Annotated in this window: 14 protein-coding genes; all 14 read right to left on the reverse strand. The window is 43.0% G+C overall.

Annotated elements, in window-relative coordinates:
- Positions 1-476: 476 nt before the first annotated feature.
- Positions 477-2,540, reverse strand: coding sequence for an S-layer homology domain-containing protein (locus AC1TO6_RS08015; RefSeq protein WP_482101083.1), 2,064 nt, complete (start codon positions 2,538-2,540; stop codon positions 477-479).
- Between the two features lie 192 nt (positions 2,541-2,732).
- Positions 2,733-3,794, reverse strand: coding sequence for a C40 family peptidase (locus tag AC1TO6_RS08020; RefSeq protein WP_482101084.1), 1,062 nt, complete (start codon positions 3,792-3,794; stop codon positions 2,733-2,735).
- A 191-nt stretch (positions 3,795-3,985) separates the two neighbouring features.
- A complete protein-coding gene (locus AC1TO6_RS08025) occupies positions 3,986-5,893 on the reverse strand; it encodes a S8 family peptidase (RefSeq protein WP_482101085.1) in 1,908 nt (635 codons plus the stop codon).
- An 84-nt stretch (positions 5,894-5,977) separates the two neighbouring features.
- Positions 5,978-7,489, reverse strand: a complete 1,512-nt coding sequence (locus tag AC1TO6_RS08030; RefSeq protein WP_482101086.1) for an N-acetylmuramoyl-L-alanine amidase — start codon at positions 7,487-7,489, stop codon at positions 5,978-5,980.
- A 230-nt stretch (positions 7,490-7,719) separates the two neighbouring features.
- Positions 7,720-9,933: a 5'-nucleotidase C-terminal domain-containing protein gene (locus AC1TO6_RS08035; RefSeq protein ID WP_482101087.1), complete on the reverse strand. Its 2,214-nt coding sequence runs from the start codon at positions 9,931-9,933 to the stop codon at positions 7,720-7,722.
- A gap of 118 nt (positions 9,934-10,051) precedes the next feature.
- Positions 10,052-11,248 (reverse strand): aminotransferase class I/II-fold pyridoxal phosphate-dependent enzyme, encoded by a 1,197-nt coding sequence (locus AC1TO6_RS08040; protein ID WP_482101088.1) that lies wholly within the window; start codon positions 11,246-11,248, stop codon positions 10,052-10,054.
- Between the two features lie 167 nt (positions 11,249-11,415).
- Entirely contained in the window at positions 11,416-12,330 is a 915-nt protein-coding gene (locus AC1TO6_RS08045; RefSeq protein ID WP_482101089.1) for a DMT family transporter, read from the reverse strand.
- A 228-nt stretch (positions 12,331-12,558) separates the two neighbouring features.
- Entirely contained in the window at positions 12,559-13,776 is a 1,218-nt protein-coding gene (locus AC1TO6_RS08050) for a polysaccharide deacetylase family protein (RefSeq protein ID WP_482101090.1), read from the reverse strand.
- Between the two features lie 86 nt (positions 13,777-13,862).
- Positions 13,863-14,480 carry a 3'-5' exonuclease gene (locus AC1TO6_RS08055; protein ID WP_482101091.1) on the reverse strand — a complete coding sequence of 206 codons (618 nt, stop codon included), beginning with the start codon at positions 14,478-14,480 and terminating at the stop codon, positions 13,863-13,865.
- Between the two features lie 459 nt (positions 14,481-14,939).
- Entirely contained in the window at positions 14,940-18,815 is a 3,876-nt protein-coding gene (locus tag AC1TO6_RS08060) for a S8 family serine peptidase (protein ID WP_482101092.1), read from the reverse strand.
- A gap of 766 nt (positions 18,816-19,581) precedes the next feature.
- The gene (locus AC1TO6_RS08065; RefSeq protein WP_482101093.1) at positions 19,582-20,052 is read right to left on the reverse strand and encodes a general stress protein; all 471 of its coding nucleotides are present in this window, start codon (positions 20,050-20,052) and stop codon (positions 19,582-19,584) included.
- Between the two features lie 166 nt (positions 20,053-20,218).
- Positions 20,219-21,517, reverse strand: coding sequence for a permuted SH3 domain-containing protein (locus AC1TO6_RS08070; RefSeq protein ID WP_482101094.1), 1,299 nt, complete (start codon positions 21,515-21,517; stop codon positions 20,219-20,221).
- A complete protein-coding gene (locus AC1TO6_RS08075) occupies positions 21,510-22,205 on the reverse strand; it encodes a hypothetical protein (RefSeq protein WP_482101095.1) in 696 nt (231 codons plus the stop codon). The genes AC1TO6_RS08070 and AC1TO6_RS08075 overlap by 8 nt, the downstream gene beginning before the upstream one ends.
- Before the next feature lie 419 nt (positions 22,206-22,624).
- Positions 22,625-23,080, reverse strand: a complete 456-nt coding sequence (locus tag AC1TO6_RS08080) for a transcriptional regulator (protein WP_482101096.1) — start codon at positions 23,078-23,080, stop codon at positions 22,625-22,627.
- Positions 23,081-23,195 lie beyond the last annotated feature (115 nt).

Genomic DNA, 23,195 nt, shown 5'->3' on the forward strand with positions numbered 1-23,195 from the left:
TGGTTGTACTCCAATTTTCCATACTAAGTTACATTCATAGCGGTTGGAATATAAGTGGTGGTTGTGGTATCAAGCGAGGCCGGATGGCACGTTTTCTGGTGATGACTATCCACAGCTGACGTTATAGGATTTTCTGGAAACGCAGAAGTTGTTGGAGAAGATGAAGTTGCCACGAAATGCGTATTTCGATGAGATGATTGATGAGAAGCTTGGGTACTTGGAAAGTGAAGACGCGGAATTGATTGAGAAGGTTACGAAATTGCTAGAGGAATAGTTTGATGGGCTCCCGATACACCAGAGGTCCATTATCATATTCGAAGCAAACTTCAAACGAATTATGACCCTGAATGAAAGATTCAGTGTGAGAAAGCGTAAAGAAAGAGGCGACAATTAGTTCGATTTCGAACTAATTGTCGCCTCTTAAAATTCACTTACAAAGATAAAAAGTGTACGTTTTTTATGAACCAATACTTCTATTACTTTGGAATCTTTTTCACAAGTAGAAGGCTACCATCTTTTTCACTAATCCAGCCAGTCTTATGAGTTAATGAATCTGATAGAACTTCATACCAAGTACCGTCTGCACCTTCAATCTCACTGACGATTACTAATGGATATCCAAATGCATCGTTAACTCCTAAAATACGGGGCTTGAACGAGAATAGTTTAGTTGAGCTTGTGCTCGGACCACTACGTACATTGATGTTTTTTCCATATACAGTAAGTGCACGTTGCAATTCGTTCTTTCCTGTGTCTTTCTTACCAAGAAACTCATCTGCACGCCACATGTGACCCGCGATTTTGGAACCCCAGTTAGGATCTGATGCATAATGTACATTTAGACCCGTTGTTTTATTCCCTGGTGCGGCACCTTTCGCATAGCCTCCTGTTAGTGGTTCTAAATAATTAGAATTGACATACCGTTTTACGAATGCATTTATGCTGTCCTCTGGCTTCGCAAACGTGTCGCCATTTTGGGGATTGCTATCATGAACATTACTACCAAAAAGATTATTTTTGGTCTGTGCATTGTTACTCATTCCCGAATCACTCTCGTGGATTGCAGCACTCAGAATAAATAACGCATTCACATTGTACTGTGTCTCCATGTCTTTTATATATTCACCCATGCCAATCAATTTTGATGTTTTGGGTGCTGTAGCGATATATGCTTCTAATTCTTTAGCTGTATAATTCGTTTTGGTACGAACCGACAGGAACTGGAAGTATGGGTAGTGCGTTCCTTGCAGCTTACCTTGGGCATTCGAGAAATGGACACCGTCATAACTGAAATAGTTAACGTTTGGCTTCATGAACGAAGGTGCCTCCCCAATTGAATATCTTGGCAGTTTCTTTGAATTAGCTTCGTGGTTAACCGTGCTATGGTAAAGTAGTCCATCTGTCCCTACCGTATAATATTCACGGTTCGTAATTAGATTACTTGGGATAAGATTGACTTCATCATTTTTAACATAACCGATTGTGCCGCCAGCTTGTACTTTAACAAAGTGCTCATTCGCATCAATATAACGCAGTTCACGGCCATTTTCAGTGTAAGTAAGTTGTCCGCTTGGTTTAGAACCATCGTAGCGAGAATAGATAATCGTTACTTCTGGAACTATTTTACCATTTTCATTTACAGTTGTATTATTTCCATAGGCAATTCCTGATTTGACGCGAATCAAATCATTGCCATTATATAGACCCACGATAGAAGCTGAGCTACCGTTATAAGCCGTTACTGCCGATTCGTAATCTTTATAGGTTACACCACTTTTCCCCAATTTCCCATTCACTATAGAAGCCATCTGGAATACATTAGAAACTACGGGCGGTGTTACGGGTGGCGTAACAGGTGGTGTAACGGGCGGTGTTACGGGCGGTGTTACCGGGCCGCCATACGACTCCTTCGCTTTTAAAAAGCGTGAAATGAATGCTGCTGCTTGTTCGCGTGTTGCGTTGGACTTTGGTTCGAAACGAAAAGTTGTTTTAGGATCCTTTGCGTTGTTTGGGAATCCACTAATGATATTGTAATTGATGCTATAAAGTACGGCGCGGAATCCGCCGGATGAGACAAAATCTTTTCTGTCAGTGAACACGATTTGTTTTTCTACTGTAGCCATTTGACTATAGTCCAATACGTTCTTCATTGTGAGTGCAACTTGTTCACGAGTGATGAGCTCATTTGGCTTGAATGTATTATCACTGGAGCCTACCATGAGTCCCGCGCCGCTCACTTTATGGATTGCGGAGGCTAATTTCGATGTAGGCGGAACATCTTTGAAACTGCCATTTGCTTCTGGCAAGCCAAGCGCTCTGGAGATGAATGCCGCAAACTGCGCGCGTGTTACGTTTTCCGTCGGTCGAAACGTTCCGTCTTCATAACCGCTCAAGTATCCTTTTTCAATCATTTCCCGCATTTCTAGTTCGAGAGAGCGTCCCGTCAATTCATCCGCATTTGCAGAAATGTTTGAAAGGCCAACTGAAAGGGTAAATATTACTAACAAGGTTGCAATTAATTTACTACTAATTCTAGTCATTTCTTTCCTCCTGTATAATTGTAGTTTTTCTATCTTTAATCTAAATCTATTATTATTGTATCTCTATTACTATACTTGTCTATCAGTTTAACCTTTTGATGTAAGAAAAGTAAATAGAGAAAAAGAGCCGTTCGTTTATCGTAACGAGCGACTCCCTTCTATTTGTAGCTATCTTTACAACTTTACCATTTCTTATTTAACGCTATAGAGTGCTGCAGAGAATTCTGCACGTGTTGTGTTGGCATCGATTGAGAAGCTTGCTGTTTGGAAAACCGTCGTCTTATCCAATAGCTTCAATGCAACAATTGAATCATATGCCCAGTACGAAGCCGGTACATCTGTATAAATTGATGCGCTTTTCACTTGACCTTCAACGGAATCTGAAATGTTGAATGCACGCTCTAGTATTGCCGCTAGTTGCGCTTTCGTTAATGGGTCATTCACACCGAATTTACCATTCGAGTATCCCGCCAGTATTCCTGCCTCATTCATCGCTGCAATGTCTTTTGCAAATGAGTGTGTTGTTCCTACATCCGAGAAAATAACGTTACTTTTTGGTTTTAGTTCCAAAACACGATTTACCATTGCGGCAGCTTGTCCCCTGCTTACTTGTGCTTCGGGACGGAATTCCTGATTTGGGAACCCACTGATGATTCCTTCTACATTAAGTTCTTTTATCGCATCATAAGCTGCATGGGCGACCTTAACGTCAGCAAAGTTGCCATCCGTGACTGGCGCTAATTCTGGTTGTGGTGCTGGTGCTGGTGTTGCCGATTTAACTGGCGTATTATTCACAGAGTCAAGACGTTTTGCGCCTGCATATCTTGGATTCCAGTAAGGATTCGTGTCGATATTATCAATCTTAATTCCAGCGCTTGATGTTGCCGAAATCATATTGCTATTGCCAACGTATATTCCTACATGTGATATTCTACCTTTTCCACCAGTGCCTGCGAAGAAAACAAGATCACCCGGTTGTAAATTACTTTTGCTAACCGTAGTCCCTTGACTGTATTGTTCGGCGGCTGTCCGATTCAAGTTAATGCCTAATTTTTTATAGACATAACTTGTGAAGCCGGAACAATCAAAGCCTGATGTTGTCGTTCCGCCATAGACATATTTGATGCCCAGGAGCTTTTTAGCTTGAGTGACAACTTCGTTTGGTGTTGCGGCACTCACTTCCTGCATTTGTGTGACTGGTGCGATCGTTAGTAGTAAAGCCGTAAGGACGACAAGTATGAACTTTCTTCTCAAATTTACACCCCGCGTTATTTTTTGTCTATTTATCTATTAGTTTGTTTTCCTTTGTACTTTCTCATAGTTTTATAGTATCAGAAGATGGGCCTATATTAGATTACAGTTCTATTACAATCGCGTAACAGAGGTTTAATGACAAAAAGGCTCAACTATCACCTTTTAGGTAATGGTTGAGCCTTTTTTGTCATTCAATTGAACAAATCGGGTCTTTTTGCCCCAGCGAGAAACACACTAAATGTTGCTCTGGTCATCGGCTCTTGAGGTCTAAAGGTGCCATCCGGGTAGCCTTCTATAATACCCGATTGTGCTAATGCGCGGACAGCTTCGTAGCTTGTTACATTCGGAGTCATATCTGGAAATTGAGAAGGCCGTGATTTATCAATGGGAAACTGGAATGCTTGTTGAAGTAATAATGCCATTTCTGCCCTTGTGACGGCATCATCAGGATGGAAAGTACCGTCTGTGAAACCAGCGACAAGATCTGCTTCAACCGCAGATTGGATATAACCTGAAGCGAAGCTATTCGGATTTACATCTGTGAAAATAGTTTTTCGTTTCTCGCCGTTATGTCCAAGCATCCTACCTAGCAGAACTGCAGCTTCTGCACGTGTGATGCGAGCGTCAGGCCGAAATGTGTTATCTAAATAGCCGTTTATTCCTTCGTTATATGCCAAATATGCTATGTGTCCGATATACCATTTATTTTGGTTTATATCTTTATATTGGGCAGTGTCTACATCTACATTGACCTGCTCAGTCATTTCTTTTCCTTTTACACCTTGGTAAGACAGCGTTAGCTTATGATTGCCCTTGAACCGGTATAGTTCCCATACTCCCGGCTCAAGTTCTTTTATTTCAATGTCCCCCGCCTGTAGTTTTCGGTTCGTGGTTCGATCTGCATTTGATAGTTCCACGACGATTTTATTGCGTTCACTATAATGAGATGCGATTGGAATTTCTGCAATGGACGCTGGATAACGCACAAGACCGTATCCAAATTCCTTATCGCGCCCTTTCACACCAAGATCTTCTGCTGTGTTCGCCAAAATGGCTCTCATCTTCGTATTCGAAATTCCCGGTAATCGTTCTTTTAGAAGTGCTATGACTCCTACGACATGCGGGGATGCCATTGACGTGCCAGATAACTCCATATAACCATCACGGATTCCGTCATTATCTAGTAAGACTGGGTAAGTACTTCTAATCTTGTCGCCTGGTGCAGCCAATTCTATTTCCGGGCCGATTGAGGATTGAAAAAGACGGACTTTGTTTTGCATGATAGCCGAAACAGCAATAACATGAGCGTATTTAGCAGGGAACTGGACAGAATCTATTAAATCACCAAATTCCTCATTTCCCGCAGAAGCTACTAAAATCATCCCTGACTGATAGGCTTTTTCAAGCATCAGTTTCAATGCGGGATCATCCTTATCTGTCGTTATACTCATATTAAGTATATCGATGTTATTCTTAATCGCCCATTCTACACCTGCGATAATATTCGAAGTTTTCCCCCTATTTTTCTTGTCGATTACTTTTATGGAATATAGCTCTACATCAGGCGCAATCCCGATTGTTCCAATGCCATTATTTTTTGCCGCGATGATTCCCGCTACATGTGTGCCATGCCCTAAATCATCTGAATAGGGCGTTCCCACTGCACAATTTTCTATTGGCAATGTGCAAATTCCACCTGTCACTTCCAAATCATTATGACTGACATCAATCCCGCTATCTAGCACCGCTACTTTGACACCTTTTCCCGTGTAAGGCGAGGTGTTTTTAGGGAGCGTATTAATTAGTGCAAATTGTGCCGGTATGGTCTCCTGTAGTTCCGCTAATCCATAGTTATTCACTGGAAAAATTTGCATAGTGGTATCATTGTTTTTTATTTCCTTAAGCTCTGTATCACTTAATGCAACTTCCACCATCGGCAGTAATTCGAATGCTCTTGTAAAATCAGGGAACGCCTTTTTAATAGTTTCAATATCCCCATCGGGAGAATACAATAAATAATTTGTTTGCTCTTCTGCATACGAAGAGATTGGTAATACGGTCAATAGTAATAGAAATGCCGCGGTAATGATACTTTTCAATACAATCCCTCATTTTCATATGTAATGGTATTGCGGATATAAAAAAACTCCCCCAGCTAGTCGTGGACTAAGTAGGGGGGATGATTAATGAAGTTTACCGCTCGGTTTAGCATTGACCGTATTATATAATGGTATGATATCTTGCCTATTTTCATAGTATAAGTAATAGTCTAGCGTGGCCAGGAAAAGTGCTCTAGCCATCTTTTCACGACCTGCTTCTGTATTCATTTGTTGAATATCCTTCGGACTATCGATGAATCCGATTTCCGCTAGTGCGGCTGGCATTGTATTTTCACGAAGTACCTGGAAATTTCCTGTATGGTTATTAGGATTCACGCCGCGGTTTCTAAGATTGTATGCCTCCAACATCCGATTTTGAATGTATATTGCAAGTGCACGTGATTCTTTCACATGCGGATTATTTGCAGCTGTTTTGGCATAATAAAACGTTTCTTGTCCATTTGCGCTACCATTGAAAGCGTTTGTGTGAACAGATATGAATATATCGCCCTTATTCGCCTTTGCAAAATTAGTACGGCCTGATAATTCTACAAACTTATCGGTTGTACGCGTCATTTTAGCTTGAATAGGGGTCTTATCAAAATATGTTTTCATTTTTTTTGAAATATTTAATACCATATTCTTTTCTAAATAACCAATTCCTACAGCACCTGGATCTCTTCCACCATGACCAGGATCAATAATGACGACAAGGTCTTTCAATGCTTTACCGCCCGGTAATGTTGGTGTTGGTGTTGGTGTTGGCGTTGGTTTTGGCGCTGGTGTTGGTGTAACCGTCGAAGGTTTGTCAATTTGAATATATGCGGAGTGGACAAATCCTTTTTTACCGTCGAACTGGACGAAAGCCCAATCCCCAACTGAATAAGCATACTTTACATTCTTCCCTGTACTTACGTTACTGATTGAAGGGTAAGATGTATTAGGGCCTGACCTAACGTTTAACGTAGTAGCGTTTTTCGTATTCACGAACATCTCTACATTGAATGTTTCTTTTTGCGTTGTACGGAAATCCGCATTGATGCTCCTTGTCAAGAATACGGCAAAATCTGCGCGTTTAATCGTTAAAGATTCACCAAATGAACCATCAGCTAAACCTTCCGCAATGCCTTTGTTAAGTAGTGTTGACGTCGCAACGCTTACTGAATTCGCGTTATATTCAAATGCACGACTGATTAGGACAGCCATTTCCCCCCTACTTAAGGTGCGGTTAGGATTAAAGTTCCCGTTTGGGTAGCCTGAAATAATATTAAGATTCACAAGTCTTTGTATGTATCCTGAAGCAGAACTGTTTGTTGTTACATCTGGGAATTTCGTGTTAACTCTTTCCCCATTAAGACCAAGCGCTCGTCCCAACATGATCGCCGCTTCACCGCGTGTTACTTCCCGATTTGGGGAGAATTGTGTGGGTGTGACCCCACTTGTAATACCACCTTGAACTAAATAATATATTTCAGCCTGTGCACGATGTGACGAACCGACATCAGTGAAGTTTATTGCACTGGCTTTCCCGTGATTTATTGGAGTAAGAACAACTGCCATCAATGCTACGCATATGATGAGTAACCATTTTTTCACTCAATTTCCTCCTTTTAATACGCATTACTCTCCATAGAATACATTAAATAGTAATATTCTTCTATATAACTATCTACCTATATATTACTAGTTTAGTAATTAAACCATGCAAATCCGCCTCTACACATAGCTATTCTCCATCTATTAAACTCTCAGCTTTTTGTTATAATTATCAAATTCATAGAAAAAACCATCCGATAGCTTTACTAGCCAATCGGACAGTTTAGGTTCTACTTATTTTTTTCAGTTGCATTAACATTGATAATACGACCTTCAACTTTAGGTTCTACCCCATCTTCAAACGTTGTCATGTATTCAATTAGGTTTTTGTAGTCTAAGAATCCAGGTTCTGATACGCGGCCCTCTTCGTATGCCTTTTTGAACGTAGTGAAGCCGTCTCCCCCTTTAGCTGTGAAGATGTTTGTCGCAACTAGATATTCCTTTTCATTATTTAACGATTCGAAGTCAGTACCATTTTTGACGGAAACTTGCTGAACGCGTTTGCCGACTTCCTTGGAGCTGTCATAAGTAAATTTCATTCCTGCCACTTGAAGGAAAGCGCCATTCTCTTTAAGGCCTCCATCTGCCCTTAAATCAGCTGCAACCGAATGCTCAAGTACTTCAATAATTTCTGTACCTGTAAGTTTGACAGTCGCTAATCCGTTACCGAATGGCAATACTTTCAATACATCTCCAGTCGTAATATCCCCTGCTTCAATTGAGGTACGAATTCCTCCACCGTTTTGAAGAGCGATAACTGCATTTTCATCAACAAGCGTTTTTGCGGAATAAAGCATACCATCTGCAATTAGGTTTCCAAGGTTCATTTCACTATGTCTGATGCTCGGCGTGCCGGAACTGTCATTGTCACGGCTTGCATCAAGTTTCACAAGTGCTTCCACACCGATTGACTCTTTTTTGATTTCTTGGATTTTATCAGCAAACGGCTTTAAAATTTCTATAGCTTTCGGATCGGCCTCATATTGAGTTTTATCCCTAGCCCCTTCACTCGCGTCCGTGCTTAGAAGTTCGCCTTGATATAATGTAATTTCTCCAAATTGGTTAAATGTTACGTCTAACGTTCCAATGTATTTCGCGTACTCATTCGCTTGTACGATGACGGTTGGTGCATCAAATTCAGTCGAGACATACGGTTCTGCAATGCTTGAGTGCGTATGTCCCCCAACTATAATATCGATTCCTTCTACTAACTTCGCAAGCTCTTTGTCATTGTCATACACAATTGCATCATCAAATCCGATATGTGTAAGCGCAATGATTTTATCGACACCTTGATCTTCAAACGCTTTAACAGCGGCTTTTGCTTCTTTAATGTAATTACTAAATGCAACAGACCCAACACTAGAAATGAAAGGCGTCTCTTCTGTAGTCAGACCAAACACGCCAACTTTTTCGCCGTTGACATCCTTAACTACACCGTTATAAATTTGACCATCTTCATACTCTTTTGAGACAGATTTTGTTTGTAATCCTTCAAATAACTTGTCTTTAGAGAAGTCAATATTTGCTGTCAATAAAGGGAATTCCGCTGCTTTCACAAAATCCGCAAGTGCTTGATGGCCTTCTCCAGAAGAACCGAGGTCAAACTCGTGATTTCCGAATGTCATTGCATCAAAGCCCAGGTAGTTCATGAGTTCAACGTCCGCTTGTCCTTTGAATGTATTAAAGTACAAGTCTCCGGCGAACACGTCGCCCGCATGGAGAAGAACGTTGTTTTTATTTTTTTCACGGGTTTCTTTCACTGCCGTAGCAACGTAAGGGAAGTTATCAAGGTAGGCATGTGAATCGTTCATATGCATAACCATTAGATCCATAAAGCCGAAATGCGCTTTCGCACGGTCGATGAATAGTGCAAGTTCACCACGTTTCAATGGATCTTCGGCACCAAACTTTGCTTCAGACTTACCTTGTGTGATTCCCCCTTCTATTAGTGCCGAAACGAATGGGGCAAATCGTTTATTGACATCAGTGAATTTCGTTTTCGCAACAGAACTGTCAACATCCAGCAGGCCAGCACTTGCAAGCAGTTTTGCAGCCTCGTTTCGTGTCAATTTGTCATCAGAGCCAAACTTCGTCTTTGTTTTCCCATCAACAACCCCAAGTTCCACCAATAAATTGACAGCCTGTTCCGCTCGTTTGGGAACATCTGTAAAACCTGCGTCCTTATACTTTTTGGACTCATCGTACCCGATTGTTCTTGCAATTAGAACAGCTGCATCGATACGTTTGATGGTTGTTTCCGTGCCGAACTTCGTTTCATTAGACCCTTCCGTAATTCCATTCGAGAAAAGGAATGCTACTGCCCTTTCGTACTTTTCGGATACGTCGGTGAATGTGATTTCGTCTGCAGACGCTACTGGTACAATCATTACTGCCATTGCCGCTGCAGCCGCAGCGGTTGATAAATACAATTTTTTCGACATGTGTCGGCCCCCTGATAAAGTAGTTTGGTAGTATTATTATCTGTTTATTCTACTTTACCAGATTTATCAAAAATAGACTATGAAGTTATTGTAAATTTCAACAGTTGAATAGTATCTCTTACATAAGTGGTGGATCCGGGACAATATGGCGTTCGTTGTTGCGCCAGTTGGTTACCCACTTTTCTAGGCGGTCCATGGCGATTTCGAGTTGGTCAAAGGCGTATGCGTAGGAAATCCGGATGTGGCCTTCGCCGTAGGATGTGAAAGCTGTACCCGGGACGACGGCAATTCGGGCTTCGTCGAGCAGTGTGTGGGCGAATTGGTCGGAAGTTAGGTTGAACTCTTTAATAGAAGGAAATGCGTAAAAAGCACCGTTCGGTTTGACGGTTGGTAGCCCCATGGTTGTGAGCCGGTTGTAAATGTAGTCCCGTCTGCGGATGTATTCCGGGTTCATAGCAGCGGGTGTATTTTGGCAGTCCGTCAGTGCGGTGATGGCTGCGTACTGGGATGGAACGCTTGCACAAAGAATGGTGTAGGCGTGTACTTTGACGGCTTGCTGCATCCACTCTTTCGCTGCGAGTAGGAAGCCGATGCGCCAGCCTGTCATAGAATGCGATTTTGATAGGCCATGGATGAGGAAGAGTTTGTTTTTCAGCTCGGGGTACTGGGCGAACGAGCGGTGTTCTCCTTCAAAACTATTTTCACTGTAGATTTCATCGGAAATGATAAAGATTTCGTGCTTGGCGAGGACTGCGGCAAGTTCGTCCATTGTCTTGCGTGGAATCGTGACGCCTGTTGGATTGGATGGATAATTGAAGATGATTGCTTTTGTTTGTTTGGTGATGCGTTTTTCGAGTTCTTTGGGATCCGGGATAAAGTCGGTTGTTGTGGTGTCGAGAAAGACCGGGACTGCGCCGGCGAGTGTGATGAGCGGTTCGTAGCCGGTATAGATGGGTGCGGGTACGATGACCTCGTCATTCTTTTCGAGAATGGTCTTAAATACGGTATCCATCGCTTGGCTTGCGCCGGATGTGATGATGATTTCTGTTTGTGGATTGTAGGTGAATCCGTATTTTGTGGTGAAGAAGTTAGATACTGCCGTTCGGAGTTCTAACATGCCTGCGTTATGTGAGTAGCCGGTTTTATCGTCCGTGATGGCTTGCTTGGCGGCTTTTTTGACGGGTTCGGGTGTTGGGAAATCGGGTTGTCCGATGGTCAGGTTAATGGCGTCAGGGTAGTTTGGAAGTAGGTTTGAGATTTTGCGGATGCCAGAAAGTTCAATTTGCTGGACGCGCGGGTTGATGGTGAGTGCCATTCGGTTGGTTCCCCCTTTTTGGTGACGGCGTGGGTTGTGTGGGTGGCCGTCTTTTTTTATTGGTGAGTAAAGTATATGCAGGATTAGAGGGAAACATTTCGGACGGTTAATTGGATGAAAAAGGCCGCCCAGTGTGTTGGACGGCGGATGGTTTGTTGTGCTTACGTTTACTGGATATTTTCTTCAGTTTTTTTGCGCCGTTTCTTCCATAGTTCTTCGGCAGCACCGGATCCTAAAATAACGCCGGCGACGATTAAGACGAACCCTAAAAGATGACGATAGGTGATGATTTCACCAAGGAATAGTGCCGAACCGAGTAATGAAAATAGGGTGTTGAAGTTAATAAAGATGGCGGCTTTCGACGGGCCGACTTTTCCGACAGAGTAATTGTAGAGCATGTGTCCGACGGCTGTACCAATGACAGCACTTGTCGCGAAGCCAAGCCAGAACATAGGCGGAACGCTGGCGAATGCTTTGATTTCACCGGGTTCTTGAATCAGGCTGATGATGAATAATACGGCGCTACCGACAATCATCATATAGGCGGTCATGATGCGCGGATCGAGTGTTTTGGCCGCTTTGGCGATGACTAGGAATGACAGTACTTGTGTAGCGATGGAGACGAATATGAATACATCGCCAAGTGCAAGACTGGCGAGTCCCCCACCTGCGAGGACGACTGAGCTAACGCCGCCCAAGCCGACGATGAAGCCGATCCATTGAACTTTAGATGGCGAGATACGCATGATGAGCGAAACCGATATTGCTGTTAGGACGGGGCCTAAGCCGAGTATGAGTCCAGCGTTTGTGCCAGATGTACGGACGAGGCCCATGTTTAGGAAGTAGTGATGGAGGACGACGTTGAGCATTGCGCCCCCGATGATATATTTCCATTCTTTTTTGGTTGGCAGTCGTAGCAGTTTGAATGCGCCCAGGATGATGAAGACGGATATTCCCGCTAGCAAAAGTCGGAATGTCGTCATGGTGACGGGCCCCACGTATAGCAGCAGGTATTTGAGGAGCGGTAGGTTGAATCCCCAGATTAGCATTGCGGTGGTCAGGAGTGCGTATATTTTCCACATGTTCGTGGCCTTCTTTCTTTGTTTGGTGACGGACACCTTTGTGATTTTGGTTTTTGATGTTTGTATTTGTTGTGTGTGAAGCTGTTTGTTTTAGTATAGCTGAGTTTTTGGGTTTTTGGTGGAATTTGGGGGAGTTTGTTTGGGCGGTTCGATGGATTATATGGGCGGTCGCCATACGGGGTTATTCCACCAAACAAACACCGCCTCGTGATGCGAGGCGGTGTTTGTTTAAAGTGATGTGTCTTGTAGGAAGTTTTGGATGATGTGGTGGTCGGGTTCGTATTTTTTTAGGGTGTAGCCTTCCTTTTGCAGCCATTCGATGATTTGTGGGAGTGCCTTTGTTGTTTGGCTGCGGTCGTGCATTAAAATGATGATGTTGCGGTCACCGGATTTGTAGGCTTTTTCGACGCCGGAGCGGACATTTTTGATGATGGCGTCTGTTTCTTTGTCAGTGTATTTCCAATCTAAGGAGTCAACGTCCCAGTCCCACATTTTGTATCCGAATTTGTTAAGTTGTTTTTGCATGGAGGGCGTGACGTGTGGTTTGCTGCCATATGGGACGCGGAGCAGTTTGGCGTTGCGTCCTGTGATTTTGTGGATGAGTTTCGTGCCTTCGTTCATTTCATCGATGAATGCTTTCGGTGTTTTGTATACTTTTTTGGCGTCGTGCGTCATGCTGTGCGCGCCGATGTAGTTTCCGTTTTTGGCGACGGCTTTAACAATGGTTTCATTGTCATTCATGTGTTTTCCTAGAAAGAAGAATGAACCTTGTGTGTTGTATTTTTTCAGTGTGGCGTTATTAACAGTGGTGAATTTGTTGGGGCCGTCGTCAAAGGTTAAGTAGACATTTGTTTTCGATTTTGCGGGTTGTTTGATGGGTGTTTTGACTACTGGCAATTTTACTGGTTGTTTACTTGGCGTTTTGACTACTGGCGGTTTTGCTGGTGGTTTGACCTTGTGTTTTTCATCCAACAACTTTTTAATGTGTATTTCGTAGGTTTCGGCGTTCATGTGCTTGTAGTCGTCTCGGTAAATGCGCAGGGTTTGCAGGTTGCGGAAGTATTGTACTTTGAATCCAATTTCGCGGGCGATGTATTTGACGCTGATGAAAAGTTCGCCATCGACGTTTACAATGGGTATAAATTTGAGTTCTATGCCGTTTTTCGTTGTTTTTTTCGTGGTGTCGTCATAGCTGAGTTCGATGCCGTGCTTCCGGATGTGGGTGATGTCTGATTCCTTTTCCACGGTAAGGTAAAGTACTCTTGCGATGTCTTTGAGTGGTACTTTCATATCTTTGTCAATGACGCGGACGTCTTGAAAATCGAGTAATCGGTCATGGAGTCCTACATGGCGGGTTGGCTTTTTGACTGCTGCCTCTCCCATAGGTATGCCGAATACCAAACTTACCACTAGCGCCGTACAGATGGCAAATACAGTTTTTTTCATCGCACTGCCCCATTTCTGTGCATATTTTCATCGTAGCAAAACCTGCTAACCGTTATTGCTGATTTAGCAGATTATGCGGGGGATTATTATAAATGACTTTGCGTACAGTATTGGTAGATTGCGGCGGTGGCGAGACAGTCACCGATTGCGTCATGCGCATCGTGTTCGAGCTGCAAAAACTCGGTCAATGTTGTGAGCTTATGATTTTGTGTTTGTGTGATTTTCTTCCGAGCCAGCTTGACTGTATCGATGACGGTAAATGTCGGGATTGTGATGCCATCTATGCTGTCTAGTGCATAGAGGAAACCCATATCGAATGAGGCATTGTGGGCGATGATCGGAAGGTCTCCGATGAATTCGAGCAGTTCGTCAATTGTTTGTTCTATGCTTGGCGCCCATTGAACCGATTCATTTGAAATGCCTGTTAGGCGTGTCACAGCTAGTGGAATGTGGCGGTATGGATTAATGAATGTATTGAACATGTCTTTCATTTGATGATCAATGTATTTTATGGCGCCGATTTGAATGATTTTGTCCGCACCTGCTCTTAATCCTGTCGTTTCAAAGTCGAGTACGATGTAATTATTTACGGAGGCTGATGATGTTATATACTTCTTATCCTTTGCCGCTCTTCTAGCACCCCAGTTTTGTTGTTTCGGCTTTCTTTCGAGTAATTCGAATGCTTTTGTATTCCAGTCAGCCATATAGGCACATCCTTTTCAGTAGTTTCCTTTTCTGATTAATAGTAATTCTACTTATACTACTTAATACCCTTTTTTTCAATGGTTACTCATTAATTTATTGGAAATAAAAAAGCGAGATTCCGATACGATGAATTGGAATCTCACTTTCTTAAAACGATATTGTAATAAGATGAATTTAAGAATTTAAGAATTTAACCTATGATACGGGCTGTTGCTTTCCGTTCCAGCACTCGCTTTCCGCGGGCGTTGCCTCAGCCTCCTCGTTGCTCATTACGTGCTCCCAACGCTAACGCTTTTGGTCGCAAAAGCCGTTCTGCGTTACGGCTTTTCCTGCGGGGTCTTCACCTAACGCTTTTCCCGCAGGAGTCTCGCGCTTGCACTCCAAGCAACTGCAGCTACTTAATTGGAAAGCATACAGCAAAGATTTATGTGCAATTTTTTCGAAGGTGTCTTACATAGTTAGTCATTGACGACTACGAAGCTACCTGCACCTTTTGTTTCGAATTCGAGTTTATTGTTTTTGTATTTTGCTTTATATCTTTCATTTGAATTAAGGTCGAGGACAGCCACTTTGTTTGTCTTTTTCACTTTGGTTTCATCGATTGGAAGGTTGATTTCGATTTTTTCATTGAATTGAGTCAATGCGAATCGTTTCTCTCCGCTCCCGCCTTCTAGACCAAGTGTGAAGTTTTCGGATACTGCTTCAGCGACAGTAGACGCGTCAGCCGTATTGAGTGTGATTGTCACGTCACCGCCAGCTTCTTTTCCGAGTTTTTCGATTGCTTTTTCCGAAAATTTGTATGAAGCATCGCCTTTGGTAATGAGCAAGTCTTTACGGGATTTTTCAATCGTTTGCCAGATTGCAGCACTGAATTCGATTGTGGATTCCTGTTCGGACGGCGAAACTATAATTTGGATTTCTTTTGCCTTTTTATCATTTACTTGACCCGCGATTTCATCCTCCGTTACTAAGTGTTTTGGAACTCCCGTTAACGCCGCTACTTCAACAGCAATCGTTGCAGTAAATTCTTTGTAGCTGACCGTGATGTCTGTTTTACCTGCACCGATTGCTGTAACGATACCATTTTCGACGGTCGCTACGGTTTCATCAGCAGACGTGAATGTTGCATCTTTTGTGACGTCTTTGTCTTCTTTAGTTCCGTCCGGTTTTGTTATCGTTTCAGTTACTGTTACTTGTTCCGTCGCACCGATTTCAAGTGCTAGGTTTTCGGTGTTGACAGTGACTGTTACTTCGTCAGATGGGACGCCGACGAGCAGTTCTTCACCGCTGTTTCCTGCTGCATCATTAATTACTACTTTAAGTGAATCTGTTGTCTCATTAAATGCAGGTACAGGGAATGAATACGACCCGTCTGCTGCCAGTTTGAATTCAACAGGCTCACCTGTTACGCCATTTTGAGTTAAGACATAAGATGCTTTTAGTTTTGTATTAATTTCATAGTTTAGACCATATTTTGCGAGTTCCGGATTATAATCCAGGTATTTGTCCGTCACTTGCCCAGTTGCTAGTCCATTTGTAACCGAACCTGCAATTTCTGGATCAGTTGTTTTTACGACAATCGGTCCGACGTAACCGCCGACGGTAGGTGGTGTACCTGAAACCGTTAGTGCTGAGAAGTCAAATGTGTATAATCCATCGGGTATTTTTGTAAGCGCTGCGCCCGGAGTCCAAGGCATATACTGCCCTTTCACTCCAAGCTGGTATGAACCTGCTGGTAGTGATGTCCCCGAATGGAGGTAACCGATATAACCGTCACCGTAAAAGCCGCCATTTGGATTCATGATATCCCAAATTTCTAGGTAGTTCGTTTTGAGATTGCCTGTTACGGTGAAGTAAAGCATTGCTTCATCTTGCACGCCGTCCCCGTCAAATGACAAGTCCGTTTCCGTAATTTCAAAGTCTTTGAATTCTACGGCAGCTACCCCGCTGAAGTCCGCTGCGAATGGCAATGACATTTCAGTGTCTCCGCCTGTGATCTGGATATAACCAAGCAGTTCAGAACCCGCTACCGCATTTGCTTGTTGGGAAGCGGTCAATGTAACTGTCAGTAGTTGCTCATTATTCAATGTGAATGAAGATTTATCGACCGTTACTTGTGCATCTGCGAAGGATTTCATAACATCGACTGCTACATTATACGTTCCACCGCTGCCTTTGACGTCTTTCACTAGAATCTGTTTTGTCACGGAAATATCGCCGTCTTTAATTGGCTGAGGACCGAATGTGACTGTCCCTTTTTTGTTTTCGACAACTACATTGCTATTGTCGAGTACCGCTGTATCAATTGCATAAGCAAGTGCAGATGGATGTGCTGCCGCATAAGCGTCTACACGCCCCGCGCCTTGAGCCATAACATCATACTTAGCTGTGTCCAAGACTTTTGCTGTGTTGGATAAAGCAACTTTCACGTCAAACGCATTCCAAGAAGGATTCGCTTGTTTAACAAGTGCTGCGATACCCGCGATATGCGGTGTTGCCATCGATGTACCTGTTTCACGTGAAAATGCTTGGTCATAATTTGCTGTTGGGTTGTCGTCTTTGTACATTGGAATTGTTGACATGATATTCGTTCCAGGTGCACTGACGTCCGGTTTAATATCAAAGTTCGGTGTTGACGGTCCACGTGAACTGGATGTGTTTACCTCGTCTCCGATTGTCATTGTTTTATTGAAACCTGAGAATGTTACTGTGCCTTGTCCATTCGTAAGCTCTGCGCGAATTGCTTCGCCATCTGTTTGAGAAAGATCGTATGTTGGGATGAATTCAAATGCATCGCCCAGGAATGTGCCTGAAGCTTGTGGCGCATTTGTGCCACCCGCAAAGTTATGAATCAAGACTGCAATTGCGCCCGCTCCCTTTGCTGCATCAATTTTGTCCACAAAGGCAATTTCCCCACGTGAGACAAGTGCTACTTTTCCATTTACATCTAAGCCTGCATAATTGGCTTTTGTACCCATTCCAGGTATTGCTACGACTTCGTATTCATCTGCTAATTGCGATGCTACATCTACTCCAAATGTCGTTCCCATGAGGTTCATTGTTTTTGATAATTTGTAGTCTCCCACAGTCACTGTTACATTGCTGTCGAAATGTGCTTCAGGATTAGTTGTATTCCCGACTGCGATTCCGAGTCGCGCTGTTGCAGGTGTCCCCATTGTCCCGCGGTTCGGACCAGAATTTCCTGTTGCGATTACTGAGATTGTCCCTGCCATCATGGCGTTATTGATGGCAAATGAGCCTGAATCTGTTTCAGAGTTTGCTCCGCCACCTAGTGATAGATTAATAACATCTATCTCCTGAATCACTGCTTCTTCAATGGCTGCAACGATACCTGACGTGGCTCCGCTGCCGTACGCACCCAGAACGCGGTATGCGTATAAATCTACTTTCGGTGCAATCCCTTTAACATTGTATGGATTGTCTCCAATCGCAGCAATTGTACCCGCTACGTGCGTACCGTGAGACGTATAGAAAGCGCTTCCATTCGCATTGAATTCAGGCGTTCCTGCAGGACGTTCAGACGGTAATGTTTCTGATGCGTCGTCCGCTGCACGCGTTTTCGTATATGTGGAAGAGTCCGGAATAAAGTTCCTTCCACCTTTATAAATTTCAGCGAAATCCGGATGGTCTTTGTCGATGCCTGTGTCGAGCACCGCGACTTTAATGCCTTGCCCTTCAATGCCTTCATCCCATAGTTTTTCGATTCCGAGGAATGAAATGCTTGTATCCATTGCTGCATCGACTGTTCCGGATACAGGTGTGACTGTTTCCTCGAGTGCATGTACTTCCGTATCCGGCTCAATTAGCGTAACGCCGGTAAGGTCGAGCATTTTTTCGAGGTCTTCCGCTTTAACTGTTGCAGCGAAACCGTTTAGGACCGTATCATAGACGAATTTCTCGTTGATTTTAATGTTTTTAATTTGAGCTTCTTTTTTCACCATTGCTTGTTGATTTTTCACTTTTGATTTTATTGTTGCTTTTTCTGTTGCTGTTAGTTTTTTCCCTTTTAGCTCTTTGATCCCCTTTTCGAGGGCTACGGGTTTTTCGGATAGGTGAACAATAATGGCTATTTGCTCACTTCCTGTTAATCCTTGTAGGTCTTTGTGCAGCTTGGAACCGCCTTCAAGTGTGTTTAGTTGTTCCGCGATGGCCGCTTTTTGTTGCATGATGCTTTCATTAGCATTTTCTGGCTTGAATGGCAGTGCACTTGCTGTTTCTGCATTTGCTGACGCTGAAAACGGTGTCAGTAATGATAGAATCATTGCGATAGCCAAGAAAGCACTGAACCGCTTTGTGAACGTGTTCTTCTTCAAATTTGAGTCCCCCTTTGCCAAATTAGTCAGAATAGTGTAACACCATTAATTTACCATAAGTTTACTAGTGTGGTAATGATACAAAATACACTTTGTGATAAATCGTTCAAAGGAACTTTGTGGAGTGGAGATTGTGCTGATATTGCTTCGGCATGGGATGGAGTTAGAGATTCTGCTAATACCGCTTTGGCGCTATGTGGATGCCTCTCGCGATAAGCCGGAAAGAAGAGCACTTTCAGTCTTATCGCTTCGGCTACCACTAAGTCGCGCCTTCGCTGGAAGGTCTATGTAAGAAAGCGTGCTTCATTATCAGGGATTAGACCTGCATTCTATAGTGCGTCTATCTCAACGAAATTAGTATCAAAAAGTAATCACATTATAATCTCAGTGCATACATCTCAGAATTACTATCAATAATGGAACACCCCAGCGCAAGCGCGACAAGGGGTAGCCGAAGCCGTGAGACTGGATGCGAAGCGCTAATCCAGGCTCAGGGCGAGAGGCATCCCCAGAGCGCCAAGCGATCTACAATCCACACACTGTACCTGCAACTCTTTCAATAATGGAACACACCAGCGCAAGCGCGGCAAAGGGGTCGCCGATGCCGTGAGACTGGATGCGAAGCGCCAAGCAATCTATAATCCACACTCCGCATCACAACTCTCTCTATCAGAAAAAAACGGAATAAAATAGAAAAGATGCGATGTATCGTCATTAGTTGACGACACGTCGCATCTATTTTTAATAGCATTTGATATATTACTTGTTAGATAAGTGGGCGATATGGATCGTCCGGACGGTTGTAATCGCCGTCTACTAACACAAGAATTTTGCCTTCATTGAAATAATCGTTGTAACGTGTCGCTTCTTCTTCAGGGATACCCATACCGATTAGTGCGCCGGCAAGGCCCCCGACTCCCGCTCCAGCAGCTGCCCCAGTGATACCAGCTACAATCGGTCCGGCTGCAATGATTGGACCGATTCCTGGAATGGCGAGTGCACCGATTCCAGCAAGAACACCGCCCAGGCCGCCTAGAATTCCGCCTGTTGCCGCTCCCGTTGCTGCACCGTCAGCTGCATGTGTACCTGTTTCATCTGCAATGGCTTCAACGTCTTCTGAATGTTTACTCATGACCGATATCTCATCTGATCCATAACCCTGTCTTTTCAAATCTTCAATTGCTGCAATTGCTTCAGTTTCAGTATGATAATGTCCCACTACATGTCTTGTAACCATTTCATAACGCCTCCTAGAATTTTGTAAAAAGCTATTTGGCTAGCTAGTCTAGAAAATACCCCTTCGCTCGCGTCTAAAACATGCAAACTGTTACAAACAGATTACAGTTTGTAAATCTATGTGTTTTAAACAAAGAAAAAACCCCGCAAATTGCGAGGTTCGTACTTCATCGAATTAGTATATATTTTACGTAATTTCTCCATCCGAATGCTCTCCATTCTTTCTTTGAAGGCAAGTCGGTAGGCATCGGAAGAAACACTTTTGGTTCGTATACATACTCCACCAGCGATGGTTCATCGAGTACTACATCACCAAGTGTCAGACCTTCCGTCACAACCGCACGTGTTTCCCACGCAAACGGGGTTTTTACATCTCTTTTTTCGGCACGTCCTTCTTTGTTAATCATCCATACAGACGCACTTTCTTTATACAAGTCATTTAGCCATTTTTCTTTTACAGAGATGGCATCCGTGGCTTCATTGACGATAACAACTGCGTTGATGTTGGATCCGTACGGAACAGATTCTACTGCCTCGTCCGTTAAAATACGAACTTCATAATAGCTAAGCGGATTCGTAACCTGTGTATCGTCAAGTGCCTTATATGCATTTAGCCATTCATTGTCCAAAGCAGGTGCTTGTGAAACGGATAGCACAGTTCCTTCCACAGCATTTTCGAAGCCAGCACCTTGAATGATTACTGGGTCACCGTTTTTAATTTTGAGCCATTCTTCGTTTTTCGTATACGTTACAATCGATTTTTGTGAACTGAAAATATCGACGGCGAGCGTGGAACCGACACGGGTCACTTTTGAAACGACACCGTCCACAGGGCTAATCAATGCGGGCCTGTCCGGATTTTGGGTCAGCTGTGCTTCGACAACCGTTTGCTGACGTTCGATTTCTGCCAAATCCTGTTCAGCGGCTGCAATTGCTTGCGCAAATAAACCATCCTGTTTCACATCGACGTTGACATCCACATTCAAACCTACTTCAAGCTTGGTGTCTTCTGCACCTTCTGAGACATTGTCTTGTCGATTGACGTTCGATGAACTATCGGATTGCGCTTCTTGGCGTTCGGACTCCAAAGTGGAAATCATGCTTTGTACCGAATAGTACTGCTGTAGAAGCGCATCACGTTCTGCTTCCCAGACAGCACGTTGACCTTCTGCACGCTCTGTTTGCAAAATCGCGATTTTATCCCCGACCGTGACAAAGTCACCTTCTTTTACGAGCCATGAATCGACTGTATCTTCTCCGTTAATGTAGACCGTATACGTTTCAACAGGCACAATAAATCCTTCTTTTGGTAGTTTCTCCTGGTAATCACTGCTTGTCATTCGTTCAAATTGATCAACATAGACTGATTTGGTGATGACGCTTTTATCAGAAAAGAGCAGATAGAAGTTTGCCGCCAAAAACGAGCTGATTGCAACGGTTACAGCAATATTCTTTACTTTACTCATTGCCGACACCCCTTTCTATGAGGGAATGGAATAAGTCTTCCAGCGGGATAAATCCAACAGCTGCTACAATGAGTGCCATTGCTACGTGTATTCCTATCAGAACCCAGAAAAACCCTTTACGTTCAATACCCCCCGTATAAGAACGGATGAATTGATATTGAAGTGCGATAATAATCGCGGTCGTCACTGTCAATTGATTGAGGAAAAGAATGATGTACCAGTTATTAAGAAAAGTTGCTGCAAGCGGTCCGAAAGATAGAAAAGACACGCTTGTTGCCGCCCCTTTCATTGTGAACACAAAGAAAATAACCGCTTTCTCGAGCAATAGAATACCTGTTACAAGCAATTGCAACGGCATTAGTTTTTTAAATGGAATCACAGTTAATCGACTTAGTATGTACGCAAATCCGAAGAAATGAAATACCATATAAATAAGTGCCCAAAGTATTGCACCCAGCAGTGAAACATATCTTGCAATTGTATAATCGGTTGTAGTCATCGTCGAAAGGAGCGATGTAATAGACTCCGTATTCATGCCCCATATATCACGTAGTGCGAATAAGAGGACTCCGATTAGGAATACGAGTAAGAAACGCCTTTTGAATCCGCGCATCTTAGAATTTTGAAGTTGGTCCGCCAATTTATACGGATTCGTCAAGAATTGCCAAAACTTAAAATCAAAAAACATTGCGGTAATCCCCTTCTGCTAACTATGGCTGAATTTGTTGAAGTCACAAATACTCCTATGCTTACTTTAGCAAAAATTGAGAGATTTGCAATGTTTGAGGGCTTAAAATTATGTCCAGTTTACTAGTTTAGGGAATTGCAAGTGACGGAAACCCTTCTTTCACTGTTTAAGAAACGAACTTTTTGTCTATCCTTCTATAAAAGAGCACAGTAAAAAAATTATGGGAAATGTTGTTTCGCTTATTTCCCGGGAAATCGACAATGGTCGAATTGTTGTTTTTGAAGGAGATCATCCCTTTTCATTCAGTTTGACAGGTTTGATATTGTTATAGAGCGAGAGAATAGATAACACTTGGGATTGAAGACAAAAAAACACCTACCGTTAACGTCCAACGACAGGTGTGTTTCAAGTTTCATTTTTCAATTTTGCTGCAGTCCTTCCGTCAGTTCATCGAATAATTGTATGTCATCTGTTTCGAGCGCATAATCAATCATACGCGTTCTGTTTTCCGCCTCTAAATGTTCTATAATCGCTGCAGCTTCAAGTGATATCACTTCCGGCATTTTTTCTTGTGATTCGATCCCCATCTTCCCTTCTAGGATTACTGTTAGATGCATGTGAAGATCCGAAATTAGAAGCAACTGGTAGAGTGGCAAGCGTATAAAGCGATTCCCACGTTGAAAAACAAATACTTCTCCTAGATTTTCAACTTGCAAACTTCTCATATTGACAACGATTTCTTTTCCTTCCGATGGAATGAATTGAAATACGTCTCCTCCTTTAATGATGGAGAAATACTGGTAGGCAAATACGAGACGGAGACGGTAATCTTCTTGGCTTGTGAAAAAGGGTGTCATCCTTTGTACTGATAGCATCTTTCTCCCTCCCTTTTATTGAATATTCTACTTATTATCATTCTACCACACCCACACTCGTTTTGTGAATGTTTTGTTAACTTTTCATCTATACATTAATCTATTATATTCCGCT

The organism is Sporosarcina sp. Y352, assembly GCF_056786535.1.

Excerpts from the sequence above, each read along its gene's own strand:
- AC1TO6_RS08015 (WP_482101083.1), bottom strand. The coding sequence starts at position 2,540 with ATGACTAGAATTAGTAGTAAATTAATTGCAACCTTGTTAGTAATATTT.
- AC1TO6_RS08035 (WP_482101087.1), bottom strand. The coding sequence starts at position 9,933 with ATGTCGAAAAAATTGTATTTATCAACCGCTGCGGCTGCAGCGGCAATG.
- AC1TO6_RS08040 (WP_482101088.1), bottom strand. The coding sequence starts at position 11,248 with ATGGCACTCACCATCAACCCGCGCGTCCAGCAAATTGAACTTTCTGGC.
- AC1TO6_RS08045 (WP_482101089.1), bottom strand. The coding sequence starts at position 12,330 with ATGTGGAAAATATACGCACTCCTGACCACCGCAATGCTAATCTGGGGA.
- AC1TO6_RS08050 (WP_482101090.1), bottom strand. The coding sequence starts at position 13,776 with ATGAAAAAAACTGTATTTGCCATCTGTACGGCGCTAGTGGTAAGTTTG.
- AC1TO6_RS08055 (WP_482101091.1), bottom strand. The coding sequence starts at position 14,480 with ATGGCTGACTGGAATACAAAAGCATTCGAATTACTCGAAAGAAAGCCG.
- AC1TO6_RS08065 (WP_482101093.1), bottom strand. The coding sequence starts at position 20,052 with ATGGTTACAAGACATGTAGTGGGACATTATCATACTGAAACTGAAGCA.
- AC1TO6_RS08070 (WP_482101094.1), bottom strand. The coding sequence starts at position 21,517 with ATGAGTAAAGTAAAGAATATTGCTGTAACCGTTGCAATCAGCTCGTTT.
- AC1TO6_RS08075 (WP_482101095.1), bottom strand. The coding sequence starts at position 22,205 with ATGTTTTTTGATTTTAAGTTTTGGCAATTCTTGACGAATCCGTATAAA.
- AC1TO6_RS08080 (WP_482101096.1), bottom strand. The coding sequence starts at position 23,080 with ATGCTATCAGTACAAAGGATGACACCCTTTTTCACAAGCCAAGAAGAT.